Annotated in this window: 38 protein-coding genes and 2 pseudogenes; 32 read left to right on the top strand and 8 right to left on the bottom strand. The window is 42.0% G+C overall.

The genetic code is table 11. The features are described from left to right. Positions 1 to 4: 4 nt before the first annotated feature. The 30 genes and pseudogenes from rplD to prfA all read left to right on the top strand — a co-directional run bounded on the left by rplD (position 5) and on the right by prfA (position 16,295). Positions 5 to 637: a 50S ribosomal protein L4 gene (rplD, locus tag CFPU101_RS21190; RefSeq protein ID WP_206817347.1), complete on the top strand. Its 633-nt coding sequence runs from the start codon at positions 5 to 7 to the stop codon at positions 635 to 637. Further along, positions 630 to 953, top strand: coding sequence for a 50S ribosomal protein L23 (locus CFPU101_RS21195; RefSeq protein ID WP_206817349.1), 324 nt, complete (start codon positions 630 to 632; stop codon positions 951 to 953). Before rplD ends, CFPU101_RS21195 begins: the two co-directional genes overlap by 8 nt. A gap of 29 nt (positions 954 to 982) precedes the next feature. Further along, complete coding sequence (rplB, locus tag CFPU101_RS21200) at positions 983 to 1,816, top strand: 50S ribosomal protein L2 (RefSeq protein WP_206817350.1); 834 nt, start codon at positions 983 to 985, stop codon at positions 1,814 to 1,816. 58 nt (positions 1,817 to 1,874) lie between these two features. Beyond that, the gene (gene rpsS / locus CFPU101_RS21205; RefSeq protein WP_106455008.1) at positions 1,875 to 2,156 is read left to right on the top strand and encodes a 30S ribosomal protein S19; all 282 of its coding nucleotides are present in this window, start codon (positions 1,875 to 1,877) and stop codon (positions 2,154 to 2,156) included. A 66-nt stretch (positions 2,157 to 2,222) separates the two neighbouring features. Further along, the gene (gene rplV, locus CFPU101_RS21210) at positions 2,223 to 2,582 is read left to right on the top strand and encodes a 50S ribosomal protein L22 (RefSeq protein ID WP_206817351.1); all 360 of its coding nucleotides are present in this window, start codon (positions 2,223 to 2,225) and stop codon (positions 2,580 to 2,582) included. A gap of 24 nt (positions 2,583 to 2,606) precedes the next feature. Beyond that, positions 2,607 to 3,335, top strand: coding sequence for a 30S ribosomal protein S3 (gene rpsC, locus CFPU101_RS21215; RefSeq protein WP_206817352.1), 729 nt, complete (start codon positions 2,607 to 2,609; stop codon positions 3,333 to 3,335). A gap of 48 nt (positions 3,336 to 3,383) precedes the next feature. Further along, on the top strand, positions 3,384 to 3,803 hold the full coding sequence (gene rplP / locus CFPU101_RS21220; protein ID WP_206817353.1) for a 50S ribosomal protein L16: 420 nt from the start codon (positions 3,384 to 3,386) through the stop codon (positions 3,801 to 3,803). A 2-nt stretch (positions 3,804 to 3,805) separates the two neighbouring features. Next, positions 3,806 to 4,039 carry a 50S ribosomal protein L29 gene (gene rpmC / locus CFPU101_RS21225; RefSeq protein WP_206817354.1) on the top strand — a complete coding sequence of 78 codons (234 nt, stop codon included), beginning with the start codon at positions 3,806 to 3,808 and terminating at the stop codon, positions 4,037 to 4,039. A gap of 6 nt (positions 4,040 to 4,045) precedes the next feature. Continuing rightward, positions 4,046 to 4,276, top strand: a pseudogene (rpsQ, locus tag CFPU101_RS21230) (30S ribosomal protein S17); the annotation flags it as partial. Positions 4,277 to 4,417: 141 nt separating this feature from the next. Beyond that, on the top strand, positions 4,418 to 4,786 hold the full coding sequence (rplN, locus tag CFPU101_RS21235) for a 50S ribosomal protein L14 (protein ID WP_206817356.1): 369 nt from the start codon (positions 4,418 to 4,420) through the stop codon (positions 4,784 to 4,786). A 16-nt stretch (positions 4,787 to 4,802) separates the two neighbouring features. Continuing rightward, a complete protein-coding gene (gene rplX, locus CFPU101_RS21240) occupies positions 4,803 to 5,162 on the top strand; it encodes a 50S ribosomal protein L24 (protein WP_242578148.1) in 360 nt (119 codons plus the stop codon). Between the two features lie 41 nt (positions 5,163 to 5,203). Further along, entirely contained in the window at positions 5,204 to 5,749 is a 546-nt protein-coding gene (gene rplE, locus CFPU101_RS21245; RefSeq protein WP_206817357.1) for a 50S ribosomal protein L5, read from the top strand. A 26-nt stretch (positions 5,750 to 5,775) separates the two neighbouring features. Continuing rightward, the gene (rpsH, locus tag CFPU101_RS21250) at positions 5,776 to 6,177 is read left to right on the top strand and encodes a 30S ribosomal protein S8 (protein WP_206817359.1); all 402 of its coding nucleotides are present in this window, start codon (positions 5,776 to 5,778) and stop codon (positions 6,175 to 6,177) included. Between the two features lie 24 nt (positions 6,178 to 6,201). Further along, complete coding sequence (gene rplF / locus CFPU101_RS21255) at positions 6,202 to 6,744, top strand: 50S ribosomal protein L6 (protein WP_206817361.1); 543 nt, start codon at positions 6,202 to 6,204, stop codon at positions 6,742 to 6,744. Positions 6,745 to 6,746: 2 nt separating this feature from the next. Then, positions 6,747 to 7,109: a 50S ribosomal protein L18 gene (gene rplR / locus CFPU101_RS21260; protein WP_206817363.1), complete on the top strand. Its 363-nt coding sequence runs from the start codon at positions 6,747 to 6,749 to the stop codon at positions 7,107 to 7,109. Between the two features lie 14 nt (positions 7,110 to 7,123). Then, positions 7,124 to 7,645, top strand: a complete 522-nt coding sequence (gene rpsE / locus CFPU101_RS21265) for a 30S ribosomal protein S5 (RefSeq protein WP_206817365.1) — start codon at positions 7,124 to 7,126, stop codon at positions 7,643 to 7,645. 11 nt (positions 7,646 to 7,656) lie between these two features. Next, positions 7,657 to 8,106 (top strand): 50S ribosomal protein L15, encoded by a 450-nt coding sequence (rplO, locus tag CFPU101_RS21270; RefSeq protein ID WP_206817402.1) that lies wholly within the window; start codon positions 7,657 to 7,659, stop codon positions 8,104 to 8,106. 113 nt (positions 8,107 to 8,219) lie between these two features. After that, the gene (secY, locus tag CFPU101_RS21275; RefSeq protein ID WP_206817367.1) at positions 8,220 to 9,539 is read left to right on the top strand and encodes a preprotein translocase subunit SecY; all 1,320 of its coding nucleotides are present in this window, start codon (positions 8,220 to 8,222) and stop codon (positions 9,537 to 9,539) included. A gap of 78 nt (positions 9,540 to 9,617) precedes the next feature. Beyond that, positions 9,618 to 10,175, top strand: a complete 558-nt coding sequence (locus CFPU101_RS21280) for an adenylate kinase (RefSeq protein WP_206817369.1) — start codon at positions 9,618 to 9,620, stop codon at positions 10,173 to 10,175. A 157-nt stretch (positions 10,176 to 10,332) separates the two neighbouring features. Continuing rightward, positions 10,333 to 10,560 carry a translation initiation factor IF-1 gene (gene infA, locus CFPU101_RS21285; RefSeq protein ID WP_106455023.1) on the top strand — a complete coding sequence of 76 codons (228 nt, stop codon included), beginning with the start codon at positions 10,333 to 10,335 and terminating at the stop codon, positions 10,558 to 10,560. Positions 10,561 to 10,674: 114 nt separating this feature from the next. Next, on the top strand, positions 10,675 to 10,788 hold the full coding sequence (gene rpmJ, locus CFPU101_RS21290) for a 50S ribosomal protein L36 (RefSeq protein ID WP_015145004.1): 114 nt from the start codon (positions 10,675 to 10,677) through the stop codon (positions 10,786 to 10,788). A gap of 63 nt (positions 10,789 to 10,851) precedes the next feature. Continuing rightward, a complete protein-coding gene (gene rpsM / locus CFPU101_RS21295) occupies positions 10,852 to 11,235 on the top strand; it encodes a 30S ribosomal protein S13 (RefSeq protein WP_206817371.1) in 384 nt (127 codons plus the stop codon). Positions 11,236 to 11,280: 45 nt separating this feature from the next. Beyond that, a complete protein-coding gene (gene rpsK, locus CFPU101_RS21300) occupies positions 11,281 to 11,673 on the top strand; it encodes a 30S ribosomal protein S11 (RefSeq protein ID WP_206817373.1) in 393 nt (130 codons plus the stop codon). 81 nt (positions 11,674 to 11,754) lie between these two features. After that, complete coding sequence (locus CFPU101_RS21305; protein ID WP_206817375.1) at positions 11,755 to 12,699, top strand: DNA-directed RNA polymerase subunit alpha; 945 nt, start codon at positions 11,755 to 11,757, stop codon at positions 12,697 to 12,699. Positions 12,700 to 12,732: 33 nt separating this feature from the next. Then, a complete protein-coding gene (gene rplQ, locus CFPU101_RS21310; RefSeq protein WP_206817376.1) occupies positions 12,733 to 13,083 on the top strand; it encodes a 50S ribosomal protein L17 in 351 nt (116 codons plus the stop codon). 15 nt (positions 13,084 to 13,098) lie between these two features. Next, a complete protein-coding gene (truA, locus tag CFPU101_RS21315) occupies positions 13,099 to 13,923 on the top strand; it encodes a tRNA pseudouridine(38-40) synthase TruA (RefSeq protein ID WP_206817377.1) in 825 nt (274 codons plus the stop codon). 6 nt (positions 13,924 to 13,929) lie between these two features. Beyond that, entirely contained in the window at positions 13,930 to 14,388 is a 459-nt protein-coding gene (gene rplM / locus CFPU101_RS21320) for a 50S ribosomal protein L13 (RefSeq protein ID WP_206817378.1), read from the top strand. Beyond that, positions 14,388 to 14,801: a 30S ribosomal protein S9 gene (rpsI, locus tag CFPU101_RS21325; protein ID WP_206817379.1), complete on the top strand. Its 414-nt coding sequence runs from the start codon at positions 14,388 to 14,390 to the stop codon at positions 14,799 to 14,801. Before rplM ends, rpsI begins: the two co-directional genes overlap by 1 nt. A gap of 30 nt (positions 14,802 to 14,831) precedes the next feature. Then, complete coding sequence (gene rpmE, locus CFPU101_RS21330; protein WP_206817380.1) at positions 14,832 to 15,086, top strand: 50S ribosomal protein L31; 255 nt, start codon at positions 14,832 to 14,834, stop codon at positions 15,084 to 15,086. 97 nt (positions 15,087 to 15,183) lie between these two features. After that, a pseudogene (gene prfA, locus CFPU101_RS21335) lies at positions 15,184 to 16,295 on the top strand (peptide chain release factor 1). Here the strand turns inward: prfA and CFPU101_RS21340 are convergent. The 8 genes from CFPU101_RS21340 to queG all read right to left on the bottom strand — a co-directional run bounded on the left by CFPU101_RS21340 (position 16,292) and on the right by queG (position 22,507). Continuing rightward, positions 16,292 to 16,876: a DUF99 family protein gene (locus tag CFPU101_RS21340; RefSeq protein WP_206817381.1), complete on the bottom strand. Its 585-nt coding sequence runs from the start codon at positions 16,874 to 16,876 to the stop codon at positions 16,292 to 16,294. The pseudogene prfA and the gene CFPU101_RS21340 sit on opposite strands and share 4 nt — an antisense overlap. Before the next feature lie 13 nt (positions 16,877 to 16,889). Then, positions 16,890 to 17,090 (bottom strand): RNA-binding S4 domain-containing protein, encoded by a 201-nt coding sequence (locus CFPU101_RS21345; RefSeq protein ID WP_206817382.1) that lies wholly within the window; start codon positions 17,088 to 17,090, stop codon positions 16,890 to 16,892. 10 nt (positions 17,091 to 17,100) lie between these two features. Next, on the bottom strand, positions 17,101 to 17,550 hold the full coding sequence (locus CFPU101_RS21350; RefSeq protein WP_206817404.1) for a thiol-disulfide oxidoreductase DCC family protein: 450 nt from the start codon (positions 17,548 to 17,550) through the stop codon (positions 17,101 to 17,103). A gap of 349 nt (positions 17,551 to 17,899) precedes the next feature. Next, positions 17,900 to 18,940: a spore photoproduct lyase family protein gene (locus tag CFPU101_RS21355; protein WP_242578149.1), complete on the bottom strand. Its 1,041-nt coding sequence runs from the start codon at positions 18,938 to 18,940 to the stop codon at positions 17,900 to 17,902. A gap of 96 nt (positions 18,941 to 19,036) precedes the next feature. Further along, positions 19,037 to 19,642 (bottom strand): glutathione S-transferase N-terminal domain-containing protein, encoded by a 606-nt coding sequence (locus CFPU101_RS21360; RefSeq protein WP_206817384.1) that lies wholly within the window; start codon positions 19,640 to 19,642, stop codon positions 19,037 to 19,039. A 43-nt stretch (positions 19,643 to 19,685) separates the two neighbouring features. Then, entirely contained in the window at positions 19,686 to 20,759 is a 1,074-nt protein-coding gene (locus tag CFPU101_RS21365; RefSeq protein ID WP_206817386.1) for a YheT family hydrolase, read from the bottom strand. A 91-nt stretch (positions 20,760 to 20,850) separates the two neighbouring features. Beyond that, positions 20,851 to 21,567, bottom strand: a complete 717-nt coding sequence (locus CFPU101_RS21370) for an HAD hydrolase-like protein (protein WP_206817388.1) — start codon at positions 21,565 to 21,567, stop codon at positions 20,851 to 20,853. A 22-nt stretch (positions 21,568 to 21,589) separates the two neighbouring features. After that, the gene (gene queG / locus CFPU101_RS21375; RefSeq protein WP_206817390.1) at positions 21,590 to 22,507 is read right to left on the bottom strand and encodes a tRNA epoxyqueuosine(34) reductase QueG; all 918 of its coding nucleotides are present in this window, start codon (positions 22,505 to 22,507) and stop codon (positions 21,590 to 21,592) included. Between the two features lie 95 nt (positions 22,508 to 22,602). Between queG and CFPU101_RS21380 the strand changes: the two genes are divergently transcribed. Together CFPU101_RS21380 and CFPU101_RS21385 are read left to right on the top strand one after the other, a co-directional pair. Continuing rightward, positions 22,603 to 22,998, top strand: coding sequence for a nuclear transport factor 2 family protein (locus CFPU101_RS21380; protein ID WP_206817392.1), 396 nt, complete (start codon positions 22,603 to 22,605; stop codon positions 22,996 to 22,998). Between the two features lie 88 nt (positions 22,999 to 23,086). Continuing rightward, positions 23,087 to 25,471 (top strand): endonuclease MutS2, encoded by a 2,385-nt coding sequence (locus CFPU101_RS21385; protein WP_206817394.1) that lies wholly within the window; start codon positions 23,087 to 23,089, stop codon positions 25,469 to 25,471. Positions 25,472 to 25,699 lie beyond the last annotated feature (228 nt).

The following is a 25,699-nucleotide window of genomic DNA, read 5'->3' on the forward strand; positions in this document are numbered from 1 at the left end:
ACTCATGACTGAATATACGATTAAAAACTGGCAAGGGGAAGACGTGGGCAATACTTCCTTAGAGTTAAAAGTAGCCAAACCCGAAAACGCGGCTCACATTGTACACCGTGCGATCGTGCGACATCTGGCCCAAGCGCGTCAAGGCACAGCATCAACAAAAACCCGTGCTGAAGTTCGAGGCGGTGGTCGCAAACCTTGGCGACAAAAAGGAACAGGACGGGCGCGTGCTGGTTCGATTCGTTCTCCATTATGGCGGGGTGGTGGTGTCTCCTTTGGGCCTAAACCCAGAGATTACAGCCTGAAAATGAACCGCAAAGAACGGCAGTTAGCCTTAAGAACCGCTTTAGGCAATCAAGGTGAGCATTTTGTGATTGTCGAAAACTTTATCGAACAAATGACTCAACCTAAAACAAAAGAACTCGCCGCCGCTTTAACACGTTGGGGTGTCGAAGGAAAAGACAAAGTTCTAATTATTTTGCCAGAAATCCCGCAAAATGTCTATTTGAGTGCGCGTAATATCTGCAATGTGAAGCTGATGCGCGCTGATAGTATCAATATCTATGACGTAATGCAAGCCAGCAAAATTATCGCCACCTCCGAAGCACTTGAGAAAATACAGGAGGTTTACGGTGGGTAGAAGTCTAGTAGTTAAAACCAACGAAAGAGATTTAGCCGACTTAATTGTGCGGCCAATCGTAACGGAAAAAGCGACTACGTTGCTTGAACAAAATAAATACGTCTTTGACGTAACGCCAAAAGCAACCAAACTCGAAATCAAAGCAGCCATTGAAAGCTTATTTGATGTCTCCGTTACTAAAGTCAATACAATGAATTTGCCGCGCCAGAAAAAACGAGTCGGCAAATTTAACGGTTACAAAACCCAATATAAACGGGCGATCGTAACCTTAAAAGTAGGTGACTCTCTCAATGAAGCTCTTTTCCCAGAACTATAAACTTACAAGAAAAAAATTAAGAAAGAGTCATGGGTATTCGTACATTTAGACCAATTACCCCCGGAACTCGTCAGGCCAGTGTCGCCGATTTTGCGGAGATCACAAAAGATAAGCCTGAAAAGTCACTCACGGGATATAAACACAATCGTACTGGACGCAACAACCGAGGGATCGTTACCAGTCGTCATCGCGGCGGTGGACACAAACGCTTATATCGTGAAATCGATTTTCGCCGAGATAAGCGCGACATTCCCGCAAAAGTAGCTGCCATTGAATACGATCCCAACCGTAACGCCAGAATCGCCCTTCTTTTTTATCAAGATGGGGAAAAACGCTATATTCTCGCGCCAGCTAACATCAAAATCGGCACCACCGTCATCGCAGGGGATAAAGATATACCCTTTGAAATCGGTAATGCCATGCCATTAGGACTCGTTCCCCTAGGTACCGAAGTTCATAACATTGAACTCGTAGCAGGTAGAGGTGGCCAAATGGTGCGATCGGCAGGTGCATCAGCCCAAGTCGTCGCTAAAGAAGGAAACTACGTTACGCTAAGACTTCCTTCTAAAGAAGTCCGAATGGTTCGTAAAGAATGTTACGCCACCTTGGGTAAAGTCGGAAACACTGACCATCGTAACTTAACCCTTGGTAAAGCAGGACGAACCCGCCACATTGGTAAAAGACCTCATGTTAGAGGAAGCGTCATGAACCCTGTCGATCACCCTCATGGTGGTGGTGAAGGACGTGCGCCAATTGGAAGACCAGGCCCTCGTACTCCTTGGGGTAAACCTGCACTAGGGATGAAGACCCGCAACAAGAAAAAGCGCAGCAGTTCTTTAATTGTTCGTCGTCGCACCAAGTAGAGACGTAATATATCACGTCTTTACAATATATTTTTTCTCTTGACATTTTGTATAAATTATGGGTCGTTCTCTAAAAAAAGGGCCATTTGTTGCCCACCATCTCCTAGAAAAAATCGAGAAGCTGAACGCAAGAGGCGATAAACAGGTGATTAAAACCTGGTCTAGAGCATCTACCATCCTTCCCGATATGGTCGGTCATACGATCGCTGTTCATAATGGCAAACAGCACGTACCCGTTTATGTTTCCGAACAAATGGTCGGACACAAACTCGGTGAATTTGCTCCCACTCGCACCTTTAGAGGTCATGCCAAGAGCGATAAAAAAGCTGGGCGTAAGTAGTTAATAGTGAAAAGAGCAACTCACTAAAAACTGATAACTGATAACTGATAACTGGTAACTGAAAAAATGGCACTAGATACCACCAATGAAGTCAAGGCGATCGCTCGTTATGTTCGGATGTCCCCTTATAAAGTGCGGCGAGTGTTGGATCAAATTCGCGGTCGTTCCTACCGAGAAGCCCTAATTATCCTCGAATTCATGCCCTACCGAGCCTGTGACATCATTCTTAAAACATTACGCTCTGCCGTAGCCAATGCCGAACATAACGCAGGACTTGATCCCACCACCCTTGTTGTGAGTAAAGCCTTTGCCGATGGCGGCCCTTGCTTAAAACGCTTTCGCGCCAGAGCGCAAGGACGAGCATACCAAATTCGTAAACCGACTTGCCATATTACCTTGGCCGTCGCTCCGACAACCGAAGACTAATTTACACTCGTATTTGAAATCAAAATGGGACAAAAAATACATCCATTAGGGTTACGTCTAGGGATCATTAAAGACCACAAATCTTGTTGGTACGCTGATCCTAAACGTTATCCCGACCTACTTCAAGAGGATCACCGAATTCGACTGTATGTCGATAAAAATCTTAGCAACGCTGGTATTGCCGACGTTCACATTGAGCGAAAAGCCGATCAAATCGACCTCGCCATTCATACCGCTAGACCAGGTGTTGTCGTTGGACGCGGTGGGCAAGGTATTGAACAACTCAAACAAGGCTTACAAACCGCGTTAGGGAATGATCGTCAAATTCGGATTAACGTCGTTGAAGTCGCTCGCGTTGATGCTGATGCTACCTTAATTGCTGAATACATCGCTCAACAACTCGAAAAACGGGTTTCCTTCCGTCGAGTTGTTCGCCAAGCCATTCAACGGGCGCAAAGAGCCGAAGTCAAAGGTATTAAAGTTCAAATTAGTGGTCGTTTGAACGGGGCTGAAATTGCTAGAACCGAATGGGTAAGGGAAGGACGAGTGCCTTTACATACCTTACGGGCTGATATTGATTATTCTTACCGAACCGCTAAAACCACCTATGGAATTTTAGGCGTTAAAGTTTGGATTTTCAAAGGCGAAATTATCCCCGGTCAAGAAGAAACCAACACCCCCGCACCCGTGGCTACACCCAAACGCCAACGCCGTCGGCAACAATTTGAAGATCGCTCCAGTAGTGAAAGTTAATTAAAAACTGCTCACTAATTACTGATTACTGATTACTAATTACTGACTATGTTAAGTCCCAGACGAACAAAATTCCGCAAACAACAACGCGGACGACTGACCGGAATGGCTTATCGTGGCAATACCCTAAACTTTGGAGAATTTGCCCTCCAAGCCACTGAACCCTGTTGGATCACAGCCCGCCAAATCGAAGCCGCCCGACGCGCCATGACTCGTTATATTCGTCGGGGTGGGAAAATTTGGATTCGGATTTTTCCTGATAAACCCGTGACCATGCGTGCAGCAGAAACCCGTATGGGTTCTGGTAAAGGTTCACCCGAATACTGGGTAGCCGTCGTTAAACCAGGGCGAATCATGTTTGAAATTGCGGGGGTTCCAGAAGAAACGGCTCGCGAAGCCATGCGTCTAGCGGCTCAAAAATTGCCGATTAAGACTAAGTTTATTAGACGCGAGGAGGAATATAGCTAATCATGGCTCTACCCAAAATCGAAGATGTCAGAAAACTCACTGATGAGCAAATCAGTGATGAAATTATCGAAACCAAGAAAAAACTCTTTCAACTGAGGCTACAGCAAGCCACCCGACGTTTAGAAAAAGTTCATGAATTTAAACATACTAAACATCGACTTGGCCAACTCCTCACCGTAGAACGTGAACGTCAACTTGGCATTGCTCCTACGCACCATACCACTCAGGAGAAATAACATAATATGGCAGTAAAAGAAAGAGTGGGAGTTGTCATTAGCGACAAAATGGATAAAACCGTCGTTGTTGCGATTGAAAACCGTTCTCCCCACCCAAAATATCAAAAAATCATCGTCAAAACTAAGCATTACAAAGCTCACGACGAAGAAAATCAGTGTAAAACTGGCGATCGCGTTCGCATTACGGAAACTCGTCCATTGAGTAAAACCAAGCGTTGGGTCGTCGCTGAAATCATTAACCTTCAACGGACGTCTCACGATTTGGACGGGGCTGACAAGCTAGGCGCGCCAGCTGCCCAGACAGCCCCTGAACTTTTTCCCAATCCGCGTCCTGATTCAGAAACTACATAAGGCATCCGAGCAGCGAGGAAATCACCCGTGATTCAACAGCAAACCTATCTCAATGTGGCAGACAATAGCGGAGCACGTAAGCTCATGTGTCTGCGAGTTCTTAGTACTGGTAACTGTACTTATGGTGGCATTGGTGATGAAATCATCGCCGTCGTCAAAGACGCAATTCCCAATATGCCCGTTAAAAAGTCTGATGTTGTAAAAGCGGTCATTGTCCGCACCAAACAAGCCGTTAGACGTGAAAGCGGCATGAGTATTCGCTTTGACGATAACGCGGCAGTCATTATTAACAATGATGGAAACCCCAGAGGAACCCGTGTTTTTGGCCCCGTAGCGCGGGAATTACGGGACAAAAACTATACAAAAATTGTTTCTTTGGCTCCCGAAGTCATTTAATACAAGGGTCTAAATCATGAGTACCAAAAGTAGCCCAAAAAACGCCAAACCCCAACGCCAGAAAATGCACGTCAAAAAAGGTGACACCGTTCAGGTGATTACAGGACGTGACAAAGGGAAGGTTGGAGAAATCCTCAAAACTCTTCCTCAAGAAAGTAAAGTGGTCGTTAAAGGTGTGAATATCATTACCAAACACATGAAACCACGTCAAGAAGGTGAATCAGGGCAGATTCTTACCTATGAAGCCCCAATTCACAGTTCTAACGTGATGCTTTACTCCAACAAAGAAAAAATCGCTAGCCGCATCTGTTATACCTTTACCGAAGATGGTAAAAAAGTACGGATGCTCAAAAAAACTGGCGAAATCATCGATTAAACCGTTAAAAAAGCTCCTGACCAAGCCCAGGAAAAAAAGCAATGACTCAACGACTTAAACAAATTTATCAAGACACCGTTGTACCTAAATTAGTTGAACAATTTGGCTACAAAAACGTTCACGAAATCCCGAAAGTGACAAAAGTCACCGTTAACCGAGGACTTGGTGAAGCCTCACAAAATGCCAAAGCTCTAGAATCTTCTCTTAAAGAATTGGCGACCATCACTGGACAACAACCCGTAGTGACTCGTGCTAAAAAAGCGATCGCAGGTTTTAAAATCCGTGAAGGAATGCCCGTCGGCGTAATGGTAACTCTTCGTTCAGAGCGGATGTACGCCTTTTTAGATCGTTTCATGAATTTAGCCCTACCTCGCATTCGTGACTTTCGTGGCGTGAGTGGCAATAGCTTCGATGGACGAGGCAACTACAGCATCGGCATCCGCGAACAATTGATCTTTCCTGAAATTCAATACGATAGCATCGATCAGATTCGGGGGATGGATATTTCGATCATCACCACCGCTAAAACCGATGAAGAAGGCCGCGCCCTCCTCAAAGAACTGGGTATGCCCTTCCGTACAAATTAACATGATAGAGAAACCAATAGGTAATAATGGCATCTAACGACACCATCTCTGATATGCTGACTCGGATTCGCAACGCTTGTTCTGTGCGTCATCCGACAACCTCAATACCAACGACTAAAATGACACTGAGTATCGCTAAAGTTCTCAAAGAAGAAGGCTTCATCGAAGACTACTCTGAAACAGGCGAAGGCATCCAAAAACAAATAGTCATCTCTTTAAAATACAAAGGGCGTAACCGTCAACCGATTATTAGCACTCTCAAACGAGTCAGTAAACCAGGTTTAAGAGTGTATTCCAACAGCAAAGACCTACCCCGCGTTCTCGGTGGGATTGGAATTGCGATCGTTTCCACCTCTCAAGGCATTATGACCGATCGAGAAGCACGGAAGCAAAAAATCGGCGGTGAAGTCCTCTGTTATATCTGGTAATTTTGCAACGAGTAACTCAAAACTATGTCTCGTATTGGTAAACGACCTATTTCCATCCCTGACAAGGTGACTGTCACGCTTAACGGTTCTCAAATCACCGTTAAAGGGCCAAAAGGCACCTTAGCACGAACCCTACCTGATAAAGTCATCTTAGAACAGGAAGGCAACACCATTAATGTGGTGCGTCAAGATGAATCCCGAACCGCTAGGGAAAGACACGGCCTCTGTCGTACTCTCGTCTCAAACATGGTTGAAGGAGTCTCTAAAGGATTTGAAAAACGCCTCGAAATTCAAGGGGTCGGTTATCGAGCCCAAGCTCAAGGCGGCTCAAAAATCATTCTCAACGTCGGCTATAGTAAACCCGTTGAAATGCCGATGCCTGAAGGCGTACAGGTGACTGTCGAAAACAACACCCAAGTCATCGTCAGTGGCATCAATAAAGAAGAAGTCGGAAATACCGCCGCGAAAATTCGGGATGTGCGTCCCCCTGAACCATATAAAGGTAAAGGTATTCGCTATCAAGGTGAATTCGTTCGTCGTAAAGCAGGTAAGACTGGGAAAAAATAATCATGAAAATGACTCGCAGAGAATCGTTAACCCGTCGCCATCGACGGATTCGCAAAAAAGTCAACGGCACATCCGAACGTCCTCGCTTGTGCGTTTTTCGGTCAAACAACCATATTTACGCCCAAGTGATCGACGATACGGCTCAACATACTCTAGCCGCCGCTTCGACCTTAGAACCCGCATTGAAAGAAAAACTTTCGACGGGTGCCAATTGTGAAGCCAGTGCCGAAGTCGGTCGCTTAGTGGCTCAACGCGCCTTAGAACAAGGAATCGAACAAGTTGTTTTTGATCGAGGTGGCAACCTTTATCACGGTCGGATCAAATCTTTAGCCGAAGCAGCCCGCGAAGCTGGATTAAATTTCTAAGATTAGGAAAAATTATGGCAAAGCGTCAAAGAAAAAGCATCAAAAAAGAAAAAGAAACCAACTGGCAAGAACGAGTTATCCAAATTCGTCGGGTCAGTAAGGTCGTCAAAGGCGGTAAAAAACTCAGCTTCCGTGCGATTGTTGTTGTTGGGAATGAAAGCGGCCAAGTCGGCGTAGGTGTTGGAAAAGCCAGTGATGTCATCGGTGCTGTTCGTAAAGGTGTAGCAGATGGCAAAAAACAACTCATTGATATCTCCCTCACCAAAGCAAGCTCAATTAGTCACGTCTCTACTGGAGCATCTGGTGGGGCTAAAGTGATGATGCGTCCTGCGGCTCCTGGTACGGGGGTAATTGCAGGGGGTGCTGTTCGTACTGTTCTAGAACTTGCTGGCGTAAAAAACATTCTCGCTAAGCAACTCGGTTCAAATAACCCCCTCAATAATGCTAGAGCCGCGATTAATGCTCTAGAGTCGGTTCGTTCCTTCACTGAAGTCGCTCAAGAACGGGGTCTTCCTGTAGAACATCTATATACCTAAAAAACATCATGCTGAAATTAAACGAATTAGCACCCAAAGAAGGGTCTAAAAAGCGTCGCCGTCGTGTCGGTCGCGGCATTAGTGCAGGTCAAGGCGCAAGTTGTGGCTTTGGAATGCGGGGACAAAAATCTCGTTCAGGTTCAGGGACAAGACCTGGTTTTGAAGGGGGTCAAATGCCTCTTTATCGCCGTCTGCCCAAACTAAAACATTTTCCCCTTGTTAATCAGAAGCAATACACCATTATTAATATTGGTAAACTCGCTAATTTAGCCACGTCTTCTGAAGTGAATCTTGAAACCTTGATGGCAGAGGGAATTATTACGACGAATGACGGGCCTCTAAAAATCCTTGGACAAGGTGAAATTAACGTCGCTTTGTCGGTGAAAGCCGCCGCCTTTACTGAATCGGCAAAAGAAAAAATTACTCAAGCGGGAGGCAGTTGGGAAGTGATCGAAGCCTAACCCTTCTTCAATTGCGTATATCATAAAAAAGAAGGGGAAATATTAAAAAAATATAATCGTTTCCACCACCATCACTTGTCAAGAGAAAAAAAATAAATTAGAGGTAGCCATTAATGGTCGTCAGTCGAGATAAAACTCCCACGGCGCAAGAAACCTTTTTGCAAATGGCACAAGCGGCAGGCCTAAGAGGTCGGCTGCTTGTTACCCTTGGATTATTGATTTTAGTTCGTTTAGGTATTTTTATTCCCTTACCTGGAATTGATCGGACTAAATTTCTCTCACTGATTCAAGGTAACGCGGCATTAGGTTTTTTAGATATTTTTACTGGAGGCGGTCTATCTACCCTGGGTATTTTTGCCTTGGGTATTTTGCCATATATCAACGCATCAATTATCATGCAGTTGCTAACTCAGGCTATCCCCTCTTTAGAAGATTTACAAAAAAATGAAGGAGAAGCAGGACGGCGAAAAATTTCCCAAATTACTCGCTATGTGGCGTTAGGATGGGCTATTATTCAAAGTTTAGGAATTGCGATCGGCTTACTCGCTTCTAATGATATTATTCCTAATACATTTTTCCCGATTTTTACCACAGTAGTCGCTCTCACGGCAGGCTCAATGTTTGTCATGTGGATCTCAGAACTAATTACCGAACGTGGCATCGGGAACGGAGCATCTTTATTAATTTTTGTTAACATTGTTGCTGTTTTACCTAAAACCCTTGGTGATACGATTACTTATGCTCAACAAGGGGGACGACAAGCGATCGCTCAAGTAGTGATTTTGTTATTAGTCTTCCTCGCCATGATTATCGGGATCGTTTTCGTTCAAGAAGGAACTCGTCGTATCCCAATCGTTTCAGCCCGTCGTCAGGTAGGAGGCCGAGTCTACCGCGAACGTGCTAATTATCTTCCGTTACGCCTTAATCAAGGCGGTGTTATGCCGATTATTTTCGCTTCAGCCGTTTTGATTTTACCTTTTCAGTTAGCCCGCAGTATTCCTACAGGTAATCCCGTAGGTTCGGCGGTTGCTCAAATTGCTAATGTTCTAAGTCCTGGCAGTTGGGCTTATATTTTGTTTTACTGCCTGATGATTTTCTTTTTTAGTTTCTTCTACTCGTCTTTGATCGTTAACCCGAAAGATATGTCCCAAAACTTGAAAAAAATGGGTACCAGTATTCCAGGGATACGACCAGGAACCGCAACCAGCAATTATTTAGAAGGTGTACTTAATCGTTTGACCTTCCTCGGTGCCATCTTTTTAAGTCTAGTTGCGACGTTACCGAGTTTGGTAGAAAGAGCGACCAATGTTCCAACTTTCCAAGGATTTGGCGCAACCTCTCTTCTAATTTTAGTTGGGGTCGCGATCGATACAGCAAAACAGATTCAAACTTATGTCATCTCTCAACGTTATGAGGGGATGATTAAACAATAAATCGTTTTTGCGGGGTAGGGATCACACCTGCCCTTTTTCGCTCAATAAAAAGTTCAAATTAAAACAATAGGTTTTTCAATGGCAACAGGAGTAATTTTTTTAGGCCCGCCTGGTTCAGGAAAGGGAACACAAGCCGAAATATTAGCAAAATTGTTAGATATTCCACATATTTCAACTGGGGAAATTCTTAGAAGTGCGATCGCTAACTCCACTCCTCTAGGACAAAAAGCAAAAGGCTACATGGATCAAGGAGAATTAGTTCCTAATGAATTAATTCTCGACATGGTACGGGAACGACTTCATGATCAAGACATTCAAAAAGGTTGGATCTTAGATGGTTTTCCCCGCAGTGTTTCTCAAGCTACTTTTTTAGATGAGCTTTTAGGCGAAATTAATTATGCTGCTCCGTGTGTGATTGATTTAGAAGTTCCCCATGACGTTTTAATTGATCGATTATTAAAACGCGGTCGTCAAGATGATACCGAAGAAACCATTAGACGACGTTTAGAAGTGTATCATGAGCAAACCGAACCCGTTACCGACTACTATCGACGCAAAGGAAACTTACATATCGTTGATGGAAATAGAGGTACTAATGAAGTCACTCAATCTTTAAAAGATATTGTACAGAACTAATTCAAAGCTAAACTGAGTCGCTAGTTACGGTGGCTAGTAAAATTTTGCTAAGATCAATTTAAGACGGATCAGCTAAAATAGGGCAAATCAATGCTCAACACATGATTAAATGTTTTTCCGTCGCTTATTTATTATCTCAAACCCGAGGAATTGTACTTTGTCCAAACAAGACTTAATCGAAATGGAAGGAACGGTTACCGAATCCTTACCCAATGCGATGTTTAGAGTTGATTTAGATAACGGATTTAACGTCTTAGCCCATATTTCGGGCAAGATTCGCCGCAACTATATCAAAATTTTACCAGGGGATCGGGTCAAAGTAGAACTAACCCCCTATGACCTGAGCAAAGGTCGGATTACTTATCGACTCAAAAATAAAAAATAAAATTTTCAGAGGAACTAGCTTGGTTTCAAAAATAGTTTTATTATATAAGATGACAATCACCTTAATTTACTGATATAATAAAAAGCTTGCAGTGTTGCCATTAATGAATTAGGCATGAAAGTTAGAGCGTCAGTCAAAAAAATGTGTGAAAAGTGCCGTGTAATCAGACGACGCGGCCGAGTGATGGTAATTTGTACTAACCCCAAACATAAACAACGTCAAGGTTAGTTGATTTCATCATAAACGATCGTTTGGTTATAGACAACAAAAAAACAAAGGGAGTAATAACGCGTGGCAAGGATCTCAGGTGTAGACCTACCCCGCGATAAGCGTGTGGAAATCGCACTAACTTATCTATACGGGATTGGTCTAACTCGTTCACAAGAAGTTTTAGCAAATACGGGTGTCAATCCAGACACTAGAGTCAAAGATCTAACAGACGAAGAAGTTGCCAATCTTCGAGCATACATTGAAACCAACTTTGAAATCGAAGGTGATTTGAGACGGTTGGAGGCAATGAATATTAAGCGGCTGGCGGATATTGGTACCTATCGAGGTCGTCGCCACCGTTTAGGGCTACCGGTACGAGGACAACGAACCCGAACAAATGCCCGGACTCGTCGAGGCAGACGGGTAACCGTAGCTGGGAAGAAAAAAGCACCAGCTAAGAAATAAAACTTTGTTGACTCTATCTAGTTCCTTTTATTTAAGTAAAGTACTATGGCGCGACCAACTAAAAAAAGTGGGCCGAAAAAAGCAAAAAAAAACGTACCGAACGGCGTTGCTCATATTCAGTCCACCTTCAATAACACAATTGTTACTATCTCAGATACCAAAGGAGATGTCATCTCTTGGGCTTCGGCTGGCTCAAGTGGCTTCAAAGGAGCCAAAAAAGGAACCCCATTTGCGGCTCAAACCGCAGCCGACAACGCAGCACGTAGAGCCATTGAACAGGGAATGCGTCAGTTAGAAGTCATGGTAAGTGGCCCTGGTGCGGGACGAGAAACCGCAATTCGAGCCTTACAAGGTGCAGGAATTGAAATCACCCTGATTCGTGATGTAACACCCATTCCTCATAATGGCTGTCGTCCCCCGAAACGGAGGAGAGTCTAGAGATTAGTCATAGGTCAAGAGTCAAAATGACAAAAGACAAAAGACAAATCGAGAAAGACGGCAAACAAGGGAGGTCATGCGGTGGCGCAATTTCAAATTGAATGTGTAGAGTCTAAAACTCAAAAAAATCAAAGTCAATATAGTAAGTTTGTTCTAGAGCCTCTCGAACGTGGCCAAGGGACAACTGTTGGTAATGCCTTAAGACGGGTATTACTGTCCAATTTAGAAGGAGCAGCCGTAACAGCGATTCGGATTGCTGGGGTTAATCATGAATTTGCCACAGTTGATGGCGTTCGCGAAGATGTCATGGAACTCATGTTAAACATGAAGGAAATTGTCTTCAAAAGTCATACCCATCAAACGCAAATCGGTCGTTTAGTAGCGACCGGCCCTGCAACAGTTGTCGCTGGACAATTTGAAATTCCTTCAGAAGTTGAAATAGTTGACCCAAATCAATACGTGGCAACTTTGGCGACTGGTTCCAAACTAGAAATGGAATTTAAAGTCGAGAAAGGAAAAGGCTATCGGGCTATAGAACGGGGTAAAGATGACAATAGTTCTCTCGATTTTCTGCAAATTGACTCGGTATTTATGCCAGTAACCAAAGTTAATTACAGCGTCGAAGATATACGCGGTGAAGGTAACCTACCCAAAGATCGATTGATCCTAGAAATTTGGACAAACGGCAGCGTTAACCCCAAAGAAGCTTTATCTCAAGCCTCAGAAATTGTCGTCAGTTTGTTTAATCCCTTAAAAGATCTTAACGAACTTGATACAATTCAGCCTGACTATCCAGACGACGTTAACCCAGAAAGTCAGATCCCGATCGAAGAATTACAGCTATCGGTACGGGCGTACAATTGTCTAAAACGCGCTCAAATCAATACCGTAGCCGATCTTCTCGATTACAGCCAAGAAGACCTTTTAGAAATTAAAAACTTTGGTCAAAAATCGGCTGAAGAAGTGATTGAAGCCCTGCAAAAGCGGCTAGGAATCACACTACCTCAAGAAAAAAGTAAACCATAATATCCTATCTTATTCATAGTCGGAGAAAGGAAAATGCGTCATCGCTGTCGAGTACCTCAACTAGGACTACCGGCCGATCAACGCAAAGCTCTATTGCGGGCTTTAGCAACTGAAGTGATCCGCCACGGTCAAATCAAAACCACTAAAACCAGAGCCAAAGCGGTTCAAAGTGAAGTGGAAAGAATGATAACTTTAGCTAAAGATGGCTCTCTTGCTGCTCGGCGAGAGGCTTTAAGCTATATATACGATAAACAACTTGTACATCGCCTGTTTGAACAAGCCCCAGAGCGTTATCGCACTCGTAAAGGTGGCTATACCCGTGTACTGCGGACACTGCCCCGCCGAGGTGACAACTCAGAAATGGCGATCCTAGAACTGGTGTAAGGTTAGATTGGGTGAATGTTGAGCGCGACTCCAAAAAGTGAACGAGTTGCCCTAGTGATTCAATATCTAGGGACAAATTATTATGGATGGCAACGCCAACCCCATCATCGTAGCATTCAAGAGGAGATCGAAAATGCGATCGCAAGTGTCTTGAATCATCCCGTAACCCTTCATGGAGCAGGAAGAACTGACACTGGCGTACACGCTGCGGCTCAAGTAGCCCATTTTGACCACATCAGCCCGATTCCTGCTGATCGCTGGGCAGATGTTTTGAACACTCGTTTAGAAAGCGATGATCTGCTCATTCGAGCCTCAGCACAAGTTCCCCCAACATGGCACGCTCGGTTCTCGGCACTATGGCGACGTTATCGGTACACCATCTATACAGATAAACGGCCCAACCTGTTTATCAGTCCATATAGCTGGCACTACTACCGCGAACCCCTAGAAACCGAACTGATCCAAGCTGCACTTACCCCCTTACTGGGAAAACATCACCTAGCCGCTTTCCAAAGAGCGGGATCGCGTCGCCAGCATTCCTGGGTAGAAATTCAAGACGTAGAATGTCACCGCAATGGTTCATTAATTCGTCTGGAGATTCAAGCAAATGGCTTTTTGTATGGAATGGTAAGACTGCTTGTCGGAATGCTCGTCGAAGTTGGCAGTGGTAAGCGATCGCTAGAAAACTTTACTCAGATCTGGGTCAAAGAACGGCGAGAGGAAGTTAAATACGCAGCCCCAGCGAAAGGCTTATGCTTATTGCGAGTCGGTTATCCAGAATTTCCTTTCCCTAAACACCTTTGGTATGATGCTCAACCTTTATTTAGTCTTCGAGCTTAACTCAAAATGAACAACAAAACACCCCTACCCGATCTCAATACCCTAGAAAAAAAATGGTATGTCATCGATGCGGCTGATCAACGCTTAGGCCGTCTCGCCTCCGAAATTGCCATGATTTTACGGGGCAAAAACAAACCCACCTACACCCCTCACCTCGATACAGGTGATTTTGTCGTCGTGATCAACGCAGAAAAAGTCGTTGTCACTGGCAAAAAAGGTGAACAAAAGCTCTATCGCCGTAACTCTGGGCGACCTGGTGGTATGAAAGTCGAATCTTTTAATAAACTACAAGCTCGTCTTCCCGAAAGAATTATTGAGCAAGCTGTTAAAGGAATGTTACCTAAAAATACATTAGGTCGCCAACTGTTTACCAAATTAAAAGTTTATGCAGGTGACAGTCATCCGCATCAAGCTCAACAACCCGAAACTTTAGCAATTAATACGATTCCCGGTGGAGATAACTAATGCAAGCTACAGATACTAAAGATAGAGTCGTTTACTGGGGAACTGGTCGCCGTAAGTCTTCCGTTGCAAGTGTTCGCCTTGTTCCAGGAAGTGGTCAAATTACCGTTAATGGTCGTCCTGGTGAAATTCACTTTAACCGTTTACCTAATTATTTACAATCTGTTAAAGCTCCTTTAGAAACTTTGGGTTTAGAAAACGAATACGATATCATCGTTAAAGCCGAAGGCGGTGGTCTAACAGGTCAAGCAGATGCCGTAAAATTGGGTGTTGCTCGTGCTTTGTGTCAACTCGCTCCCGAAAATCGCCAACCTCTAAAAACAGAAGGTTATCTAACCCGCGACCCCAGAGCCAAAGAGCGTAAAAAATACGGTTTACATAAAGCTCGGAAAGCTCCTCAATACTCTAAACGATAAAATAGATATAAGAACGAGGACAAAAAAACAATGCCTAAAGATAATATCCATCCTACTTGGTACCCAGAAGCCAAAGTTATTTGTAACGGTGAAGTCGTCATGACCACTGGTTCAACTCAACCTGAAATTCATGTGGAAGTTTGGTCGGGAAATCATCCCTTTTTTACTGGAACCCAAAAAATTATTGACGCAGAAGGAAGAGTTGATCGCTTTCTTCGTAAATATGGCATGGTTGAAAGAGGCGGTAAAAAAAATAATAAAGCTGCTGATGCCGACAACAAATAGCTTAACTTTATACTTAAAATGGCCCAGCAGTTTTCCCCTGCTGGGTTCATTCTATTTACAAATATTAATTAAATTAACTTAAATTTTGGTAATTTCAATGGCTGAAACTTATTTACTTGAAAAACTCAAATCAGTTGAACAAACCTACTACGAATTAACACGTCGTCTCGCTGATCCAGACATTGCGACGAAACCTGGTGAACTACAAAAAGTGGCTCAAGCTCGTTCATCCTTGGAGGAAACGGTTGAGGTTTATGACGCTTGGAAAAAAACTCAAGAAGATTAAACGGGGCAAGACAAATTTATCGAGAGTCTGCTAGTGATCTTGAACTCAAAGAAATGGCCGCTTTAGAAGTGGCTGAATTAGAACAACAATTGACAGACTTAGAAACTCACCTCAAAATCTTACTACTTCCCAAAGATCCTAACGATGAGAAAAACATCATGTTAGAAATTCGGGCGGGAACAGGTGGTGATGAAGCAGGAATTTGGGCAGGTGATTTAGTTCGGATGTACTCAAGATATGCCGAGTCTCAAAACTGGAAAGTGAAACTCGTCAGCGAATCTCTAGCCGATATGGGTGGGTTTAAAGAAGCGATCCTCGAAATTCAAGGGGAAAAAGTTTACAGTAAACTCAAATTTGAAGCAGGGGTGCATCGAGTACAGCGCGTTCCTCTCACGGAAGCAGGGGGACGGGTTCATACTTCAACTGCTACTGTCGCTATTATGCCTGAAGTTGATGATGTAGAAGTGAAAATTGATCCCAAAGACATCGAACTAACCACAGCAAGATCGGGTGGTGCAGGTGGACAAAACGTTAACAAAGTAGAAACCGCAGTAGACTTATTCCATAAACCGACGGGGATACGGATTTTTTGTACAGAGGAGCGATCGCAACTCCAAAACCGTGAACGCGCCATGCAGATCCTACGGGCTAAACTGTATGAATTAAAGTTACGGGAACAACAAGAAGCTGTTACCTCAATGCGTCGTTCTCAAGTGGGTACAGGATCAAGATCAGAAAAAATTCGGACTTATAACTATAAAGATAACCGAGTTACCGATCACCGTTTGAGTCAAAACTTTGATTTATCAAACGCCTTAGAAGGCAAAATCGACGAAATGATTCAATCTTGTATCGGTAAAGATCAACAAGAACAATTAGCCGAGTTAGCCGCTTCTCCCGAAACCGCAGGGGCTTTTAATTAAGCTTGTTTACCGCTTTCTCCTTTAATAACTGCCGCACCGATTAAATGGGCTAATCTTAAGGCTTCAGGTACATGACCACGATCAGTTAAAATATTTAAAACTGATGCAATCGTATCGGGGTTGTCTCCTTGTACCTGAAAATAAAACGGCGGATATTCATAGATTTCCCCTGCCCGTCGTAAAATTTCCCATCGTTTTTCAGGAAACGGTAACTGAGATAGAGCAAATTTCATCCGATCTAAATTGGGTTTTCGTCGCATGAGTGCCACACAGGGTAAATTTAGCGTCTGGGATAGCAACGGTAAATCTATTACATTAAATCCGCCTAAACAGATGCCATCTAGCAAAACTAAATGAAGTTGCGGCAAAAACTTACTTTTAGACAATTTTAGACACAGTTGTTCAGTCCCATTCCATCCATCAACCTCGACTTCTCCCCATAGCATTCCCTCAAAACGAGTATTACCGCAAATCACACCCGCTACACTGACAGGTTTTCCAAAACCTCTAACAAAAGGCGCATCATCGAAGCCAATGACTCGAATAGTGCGCCTAAATCTTAGTAGTTCCTCTAACTTCATTATTTAAAGATGATTACTCAAGCTCTACTACATATGTATTACCATCGATAGTCACCCGATGACCAGTAGTTAATTTACGTCCGCGTCGTGTTTCGACTAAATCATCAACTAACACTTCACCCCCTTGAATGCGATGTTTAGCCTCGCCTCCCGTTTGTACCAGTCCTTTCCATTTCAAAAACTGAGCAAGGGTAATAATTTTATCTTGAGTCATTTAATTTCCTTTATACATTTAAACGACATCTTCCCGACTGTTGATCCTGTAAGCGTTTCTGACGTTGTGCCGAAATCGTTGTTAAATTGGGTCTTCCTGTTAGAGTCAGCCTTAAATCGGCCCAAATCCCATAAATACTATCTGCTATCCAACCGATAATCGGAATTTTAGTTAGTGCGTAAACCCAACCCATCCCTAAAACTTCATAAACTCTACGAAAAACCTCAACATTTTTAACAATTGTGCCATCGGGTAAAATCGCGTGAATGCGTCCCATCGCCGTTTCGTAATCGATTCCAGCATTTTCATCGGGTGAATAGTTATCACCAGCGATATCGACAAACTTCACCAAACCTCGTCCCGCATCATGTTTTTCTAAAAAACTGACTTCGCGTAGACACAAAGGACATTCACCATCGTAGAGTAGTTTAATTTTCCAAGATTTAGTAGTATTAGACATCATTTTTCTAAGGGTTTTATCTTTATTGTTCCAAATTTCCTCAAGCTTTGACAACTATTCGGGGATTTTAAAAGATTCCCTTTTTTTCTACTTATGATGGGACTGACATCCCGAAATCCTCTGGCTTATCGTTGTAGTTAAACTAATACACTCATTGCCAAGTAACTGACTATGAGCCTCAAGGGATCTAAAATCATTACTTTCTTAATTGCAGCAGTATTATTGATTGTTGCTAATCTCGTTAAAGCGGATAGCAATGTAAACCCTCATATACAAAATCCGACATTTAATCATCAAGTGACGGATTAAGCTAGGTTGGAGCAATAACTATAACCTAGCTCAATTCTAATTACGTCCAGTAAAGAATCTTAGCTTGAGGAAAACGTTTAGAGATTTCTTGTTCAAAGAAACGGCGCATTGTTTTCATCGTATCGGAATCATAAACATACTTACTACCTCCGAATTTATTCCGTTTAAGAGAACGAGTCGCTTCATCCATATCTAATTTGCTATTGGGATACCAAGTTTCTAGGGTTTCTTTCGATTTGGATGTAAAGCGATGGGTGATTAACTCGAAAGTAAGATCACATTCAAAATATAACGTAGTAGCGATCGTATCAAATAAATTCTGATAATGTAACTCCCAGTCTTCCATTGGCATAATTGGCGCAATCACCAAACCTACAGGATAACCCGATAAGGCTAAACGTCGTAAAGCTTCAAGACGTGACTTAACCGATGCAGTACCCCCCTCAAATCGGCTAGAAATCGGAGCCGCATTGACACTCATCCGACAACGAGTATGATTATTATGGGGTAAATCTAACAACTCATCTACGTCATCAAACTTAGATACCCAACGTAGATGACCCTCTTCAAAAGAGCCAAAGAAACGGATACATTCAGCCAAACTACCCGTTAAATGCTCAATCCCTAAAGGATCAGTATAACAACTCACCTCATAACTCGTCACCTTAGAAGGATTTGCATATGCTTTCAAATTCTCTAAAATCTGTGATAGATTCGCATAAGCACGAATCACGGGCGGCCCCTGTAAACTACCTGCTAGATAACAATACTGACAATGTGCGGGGCAACCTTGCGCTAAATGGAATTGCCAGTCAGCAGAAGGAGGAATGGGACTAAGCTTAAAAGAACTCGGTGGCGCAGTTACAACCGCTAGAGTCCGTTTGGCAGTACGATAAATTTCTTGTTCATCGTCTCCTGATATAGAAAGTCGATTTTGAGTAAGCTTTTCTACAGGCAATTGCAGCGATTCTACCCGTTTGAGAATTTGCTGGCCCCATGATTCATCGAGGGCAGTAGGGGTAAACAGAACACGTTCAGGCATCCACAAACGGGTTTTTGAGACGGTATTTTCTGCTAACAAAAAAGGATTCCTAATTCGATTACTCTATTTTTATTATTGACTAATTTTGAGTCAGAAACTAGAACGGATTTTACCCTTTTTGTTTTTCGGTTTACCCTATTGTAAAATTGCCATTCCTTTCTGCACGGCCGAACGTTCTCCTACTCTTTCTGTCCAACGTTTTAGATAAGGATGATTATCCAATGTTAGGTGAGCAAAATTATAGGCAGCAACCCAAGGGTAAGTAGCCATATCAGCGATTGAATAATCTCCAGTAAGATAATTTTGATTTTGTAATTGACTTTCTAAAACACTAAAAATTCGGTATGTCTCTTTTTCATATCGTTCAATTGCATAGGGAATTTTTTCAGGTGCAAAACGTTTAAAATGGTTTAACTGTCCCATCATTGGGCCAACACTCGCCATCTGAAACATTACCCATTCGATGACTTTAGTTCTACCCGCTAAATCACTGGGCATAAATCGATTTGTTTTTTCAGCAAGATAGATTAAAATTGCTCCAGATTCAAAAACAGTAATTCCTGTTTCATGATCAACAATTGCAGGTATTTTACTATTAGGATTTATTTCAATAAATTCGGGAGTAAATTGTTCACCTTTTGTAATATCAATTTTGTGTGTATTGTATGATAACCCTACTTCTTCAAGCAGAATAGCGGGTTTGCGACCATTGGGAGTAGTAAAAGTATAAAGATCGATCATGTTTTTTTGCTTTTTCTAGTTACTTACTAAAAATATAATCGTTTTATTTGTAATATTTTATTAAGTTTTCTTGCTCTTTAATCCATTCTAAGAAACGATTCCACACCCACCAAGGATGAGGATCGCCTAATTTTTTCTGACACGCGGTACTACTAATATATCCGACATGACCACCGTATTGAGTTAAAATTAAATTAATATTTGGATTGTTCTGACAAGCTAATTTTAAATCTTTAATAATCGATGGCTCAAACATCGGATCATCAGCCGCATAGAAAATTAAAGTTGGTTTTTTGAGATGAGGTAAAAAGGGAAGGGGACTACTCGCATTATAGTATTCTTCTGTTGTCGAAAATCCTAAGCGTTGAATCACTAATTCATCATCGAAACCTCGAATACTATTGGCTCTTTTAATTGCTTCTGGATCAATTTCATTAGGATAATAACTATATAATTCCCAAGCCAGTTGTTTTAAACTTTTTGTAATAGCTTTTTCGATATATTTTCCGAAGGGATGTTTGACTAAATAATCTAAAGAACGATTAGAATCTAAATTTGGACAAATTACCGTACCTCCTCCAATATCAGATTCAGTTAAATCTAAATTATTTTCTAAATCATTCATTGTTTGTGCTTCTTTCATTGCCCATAAAGCGAGTTGCCCTCCTAAAGAATATCCTGTAAACCAAAAAGGAGTAGGAAAGCCGATTTTTTTAGCTTGTGAGGCAATACAAATAAAATCTTTTCCCTCATATATGCCATCTGATGTCAAAGTAGAAGATAATTTGGCTGTCTTGCCATGCGCTCGCCAATCAAATAAAATAACAGCATAATGATTAGCCAATGCTTGATCCGCTAAGATTTTAAGTAACCATTGATTTTCTAATGTTCCTGTGATTCCATAAGTTCCAATAATGGTACCTTTGGGGTTTTCTGGGATTACTGCCTGAGCGAAAATTGGCACATTTGACGCACCTTTAAAAATAATTTCTTGGCTTTTCGGTTCTGTATAATTAAGTATTTTTTGCCAATTCTTGACCGAAACCCAAGCAGGATATACAGTATTTAAGAAACCATTTTTCAAAAACCATGGCGGTTGATAATAAGTTTGTACCATTAGGGGTGATGAAGAGAAGATGTTTCAAAACTTATGCCGATTATTACATAACTTCTCTTCGGTTTTCAATCTGACTAACGGCAGTTTTAGACTAAAAATGATAGTTTTCTTTTTGAGAAAGACTTAATCTAAAAGTTTGATGAACTTCTGGGGATTTCTCGAAAATTTGTCCATTTAATTTTTCGACGGCTTGTAATAATTCTTGTGGATGATGAATCAAAACATCGGGTTCATATTTAGCTAAAATTTTGGGTGAGTTAAACCCCCAACCGACAGCAATCATTTTAATATTACTTTTGCGCGCTGCCGTAATATCTCTAGTTTCGTCTCCCACATAAATCAAATTTTCTCTTTTAAATCGATTGGTTCTAATAATCTGGTTAATGACTTTATCTTTACCAAATAAAGACGTATCACAATAAATCAATTTAAACAAATGATCTAACTCATTATTTTGAAGAAAAGTAATAACATTCTTTTCTAAATTAGAGGTAATAATACCTAATGTATAGCCCTTTTTCTGTAGCTGATGCAAACAAGCCGATAAACCGATAAATGGTTCCAATGTTGAGATTTTTTTGTTTAATTCGATTTTGACCCGTCTTAAAAGAAACGGAATTTGGATCAGTGAAATTTGCGACTGTTTGATAATTTCTTTTGAACTTAAATTTTGAAAGCGTTCAATATCTTCTTCAGCAACAGGTTTATATCCAAATTCTCCCGATAACTGATTGACAATTTCGATAAAAGTGTCACGAGTATCAGCGATCGTTCCATCAAAATCAAAGAAGATAATCTTAGCAGTCATTGTAGCCTAGTAAATAAAAAAGTTAATCAAGATTGGCACGGGCATTGCGTCGCCACATTTCGGGTTTAATTCGTCGTAATGCTGATCCTCTAAAGCGTTGATCCCACTCAGAGAATGATAATTCTGCTAATTCGCTTAACTTGGGAGCAACATTATCAGGGTAAGGTTGAAAGTCTTTGACATCTGTTTCAGTGGAAAATCTTTGATTCCAAGGACAAACATCTTGACAAATATCACATCCTGCTACCCATCCAGACAGTTTAGAAGCGATCGCCTCTGGTAACTGTTCCGCCCTATTCTCTATTGTATGATATGCAATACAGCGATTAGCATCAACGACAAACGGTTGAACAATTGCACCAGTCGGACAAGCGTCCAAACAACGGCGACAAGTGCCACAATGTTCTGTATGAGGAACATCAGGGCTTAACACTAAATTCGTCAATACTTCCCCTAAGAATACCCAACTGCCGTATTCTCTGCTAATAACGTTACCATTCTTAGCAATCCAACCGATTCCCGCTTGTTGCGCCCAAACCTTATCTTGAATGGGCCCAGTATCAACATAGAAACGGTTTTGAATCCCTTCTTCTTGTGATTCTAGCCATTGACTTAAGGCTTTGAGTTTTTTTTGTAAAACTTTGTGATAATCTCTTCCCCAACCATAACGAGAAATTTTAGCGTCTTCTTGGTCGGTTGAGTGTTGATGCGGTGTATAGTAATTTAGCGCAACACAAATCACTGATCGCACTTCTGGAAAACATTCTTTTATGTTTTGTCGTTTCGGGTTTTCCATCCATTCAAGATCAGCATGATATCCCATCGCTAACCACGTTTGTAAGTGTTTTACCGCACTTAGATCCTCATCTACCACAGCTATTCCCACTTTGTGAAATCCTAATGCGATCGCTTGTTCTTTGATTTGCTTAGTATTAATCATTCCAAAGTTACAGTCACTTTTCTATATTGAGAAGGGTTACAGCATTAAGATTAGGGAAATAAAGTAAATTAAAGCATTGAATCAATTTACTCTCTATGATCTCGACTCAAACAACTATCGAAGGCATTACAGAACCCGTGATCCTAAACTACTTCTCCTATCTTAACGCGGGTGATATTGAGGCAACGGCTAATCTGTTCGCTGAGAATGGTGTATTACTACCGCCCTTTGAGTCTCCTATCACAGGACGAGATGCGATCGTAGAATACTTAACTTTAGAAACAAAAGGGTTAGAACTGTATCCTAAACAGGGTACCATTGAACCCACAGAAGACGGACAGACTAAAATTGTTGTTGTAGGAAATGTAAAAACCTCTCTTTTAGGGGTTAACGTTTCTTGGAACTTTATCCTAACGCCTAACCATGAAATTGCTTTTGCTGAAATTAGGCTGCTTGCTTCCCTACAAGAATTGTTACACCTGAAGAAGTAAAAATCTTACTTTGTACTTCAAAAAAACTACAAAATCAAGTTAGGATAAATAAATAGGAAAATTTTAGATTTCATTATATAGTTAGCACTTGATCCAAGCAGAAACCCTCGACCTACTGGAATGGCATCGCCTCTGTCAGCATCTTTCCACCTTTGCGGCAACCAAATTAGGAGCGATCGCATCTCGCCAACTCATACTCCCTACTACTCAAACAGAAAGTTTAGAACTGTTATCCCAGACTCAAGAAGTATATCAAATCGAGCAACGTCCCAATGGTCGATTATCTTTTGATGGTATTACTGATATTGGCGAGGCTTTAGAAAGGGCTAATATTGGTGGAATGCTTTCGGGACAAGAATTATTGTCTATTGCGACTACTTTAGCAGGAGTTAGACGCTTAAGGCGTATTATTCAAGAACAAGAAGATTGTCCGATCTTAACCGCGTTAGTCGAAGATATACGCACTTATCCCGAACTTGAACAAGAAATTTATCGCTGTATCGAAGAAGACGGAACCGTAGCTGATCGCGCAAGTCCACAATTACGGGAAGTTAGGGTACAAATGAAAGTGATCCGAGAAAGGATCTATCGTAAACTACAGGAAATTATGAGTAAGCAAGGGGGCGCAGTACAAGAAGCTGTGATTACCCAGAGAAGCGATCGCTTTGTTATTCCAGTGAAAGCCCCGCAAAAAGATCAGATACCAGGTATTATTCATGATACCTCAAATACTGGCGCGACGTTATATGTAGAACCGCAGTCTGTCATCGAACAAGGTAACAAACTTAGACAGTTTCGCCGTCAAGAACAAATTGAAGAAGAAATTATCCTCAGAAAACTATCAGAACAAGTTGCTACCTTTTTTCCAGACTTAGAATATCTCCTCGCAGTTGCCACAACTTTAGATCTAGCTACAGCCAGAGCAAGATATAGTTTATGGCTAGAAGCAAACCCGCCGCGTTTTGTCGAACAAGATGAACCCGTTACCCTAAGACAGCTACGCCATCCGCTACTCGTTTGGCAACAACACCACGAACAAGGTAAAGCCGTTATTCCAATTAATGTACAGATTGTATCACCGATAAGAGTCGTCGCCATTACGGGGCCAAATACAGGGGGAAAAACCGTTACCCTAAAAACTTTTGGACTTGCTGCATTGATGGCTAAAGCGGGAATATTTGTCCCTGCTAAAGAACCCGTCGAAATTCCTTGGTTTGATCAGATTTTGGCAGATATTGGCGATGAACAATCTCTACAACAGAGCTTATCAACATTTTCGGGACATATTCGGCGTATTGTACGAATTTTAGAAGCATTAAACACAGAAGAAGGTTCTAGCTTAGTATTACTCGATGAAGTGGGGGCAGGAACCGATCCCGCAGAAGGAAGTGCTTTAGCGATCGCACTCCTGAAATATCTCGCGGATCATGTTACGCTATCGATTGCAACAACCCATTACGGTGAACTAAAAACCCTCAAATACCAAGATGCTCGTTTTGAGAACGCCTCAGTCGAATTTAATGATCAAACTATTTCCCCGACTTATCGTTTATTATGGGGTATTCCAGGACGTTCTAATGCTTTAACCATTGCCCAACGTTTAGGATTAGATCCAGAAATTATTGAAGATGCCAGAAGTCGAGTCGGTGGATATACTGAAGATATTAATCAAGTGATCGCAGGTTTAGAACAACAACGCCGCGAACAAGAAGAAAAAGCCAAAGAAGCAACTCAACTCTTAAAGCAAACCGAGAAATTCTATACCGAAGTTTCTGAGAAAGCCACTTCTTTACAAGAACGGGAAAAAGATCTCAAACGAACTCAAGAAATTGAAATTCAAAAAGCCCTCACCTTCGCTAAAGCTGAAATAGCCAAAGTTATCCGACAACTACAACAGGGAACACCCACCGCTCAAGATGCCCAAAAAGCGACAGAAGCATTAAAAGCCATTTCAGAACAATATTTACCAACTGCCACCAAACCCCAACAGACTTATAAACCGAAAGTGGGGGAACGAGTCAGAATTCCCAGTTTAGGGCAAACCGCAGAGGTGACGAATGTTTCTGAAGATGCGGGGACTGTTTCGATCAAATTTGGTTTAATGAAGATGACCATCAGCTTTACGGAAATTGAATCTTTAGACGGGAAAAAGGTGGAAGTTCCCGAAAAAGTGAAAGCCGTTCCCGTAACCCCTCCGCCAAACCAGAGCGTTAAAACCCCCATTTTAGTCCGAACCTCACAAAGTACCGTCGATATTCGAGGGAATCGCGTGATGGAAGCAGAATCGGCTCTAGAGAAGGCAATTAATCAAGCAACCCAATCTGGCGTTTTGTGGGTGATTCATGGCAAAGGGACGGGAAAACTACGCCAAGGAGTGCATGAATTTTTAGGACAGCACCCCCAAGTAGAACGCTTTGAAATTGCCCCGCAAAACGAAGGCGGATCGGGAGTGACGATCGCATATTTAAAATAATTGGGTATATTATAAATTCGTTAGAGTCATGCTGAAAATTAACAATTATTAATAAATAAGTAGGTGGTCAGAATTAAACAAAGAATACAAAGTGATTTAATCTGTAAAATTTGAGTTATTGTTTAGTTTAACTAAATCTTAATCTTTGACAAAAATAGTTATTTTTATTTCCTCTTGATTCGATTCCTTGAATGACTGCTTGCGCCAAATCATACCAAGTTGCGAATT

The sequence above is a fragment of the Chroococcus sp. FPU101 genome (assembly GCF_017312365.1).
GTDB lineage: Bacteria > Cyanobacteriota > Cyanobacteriia > Cyanobacteriales > Microcystaceae > Chroococcus.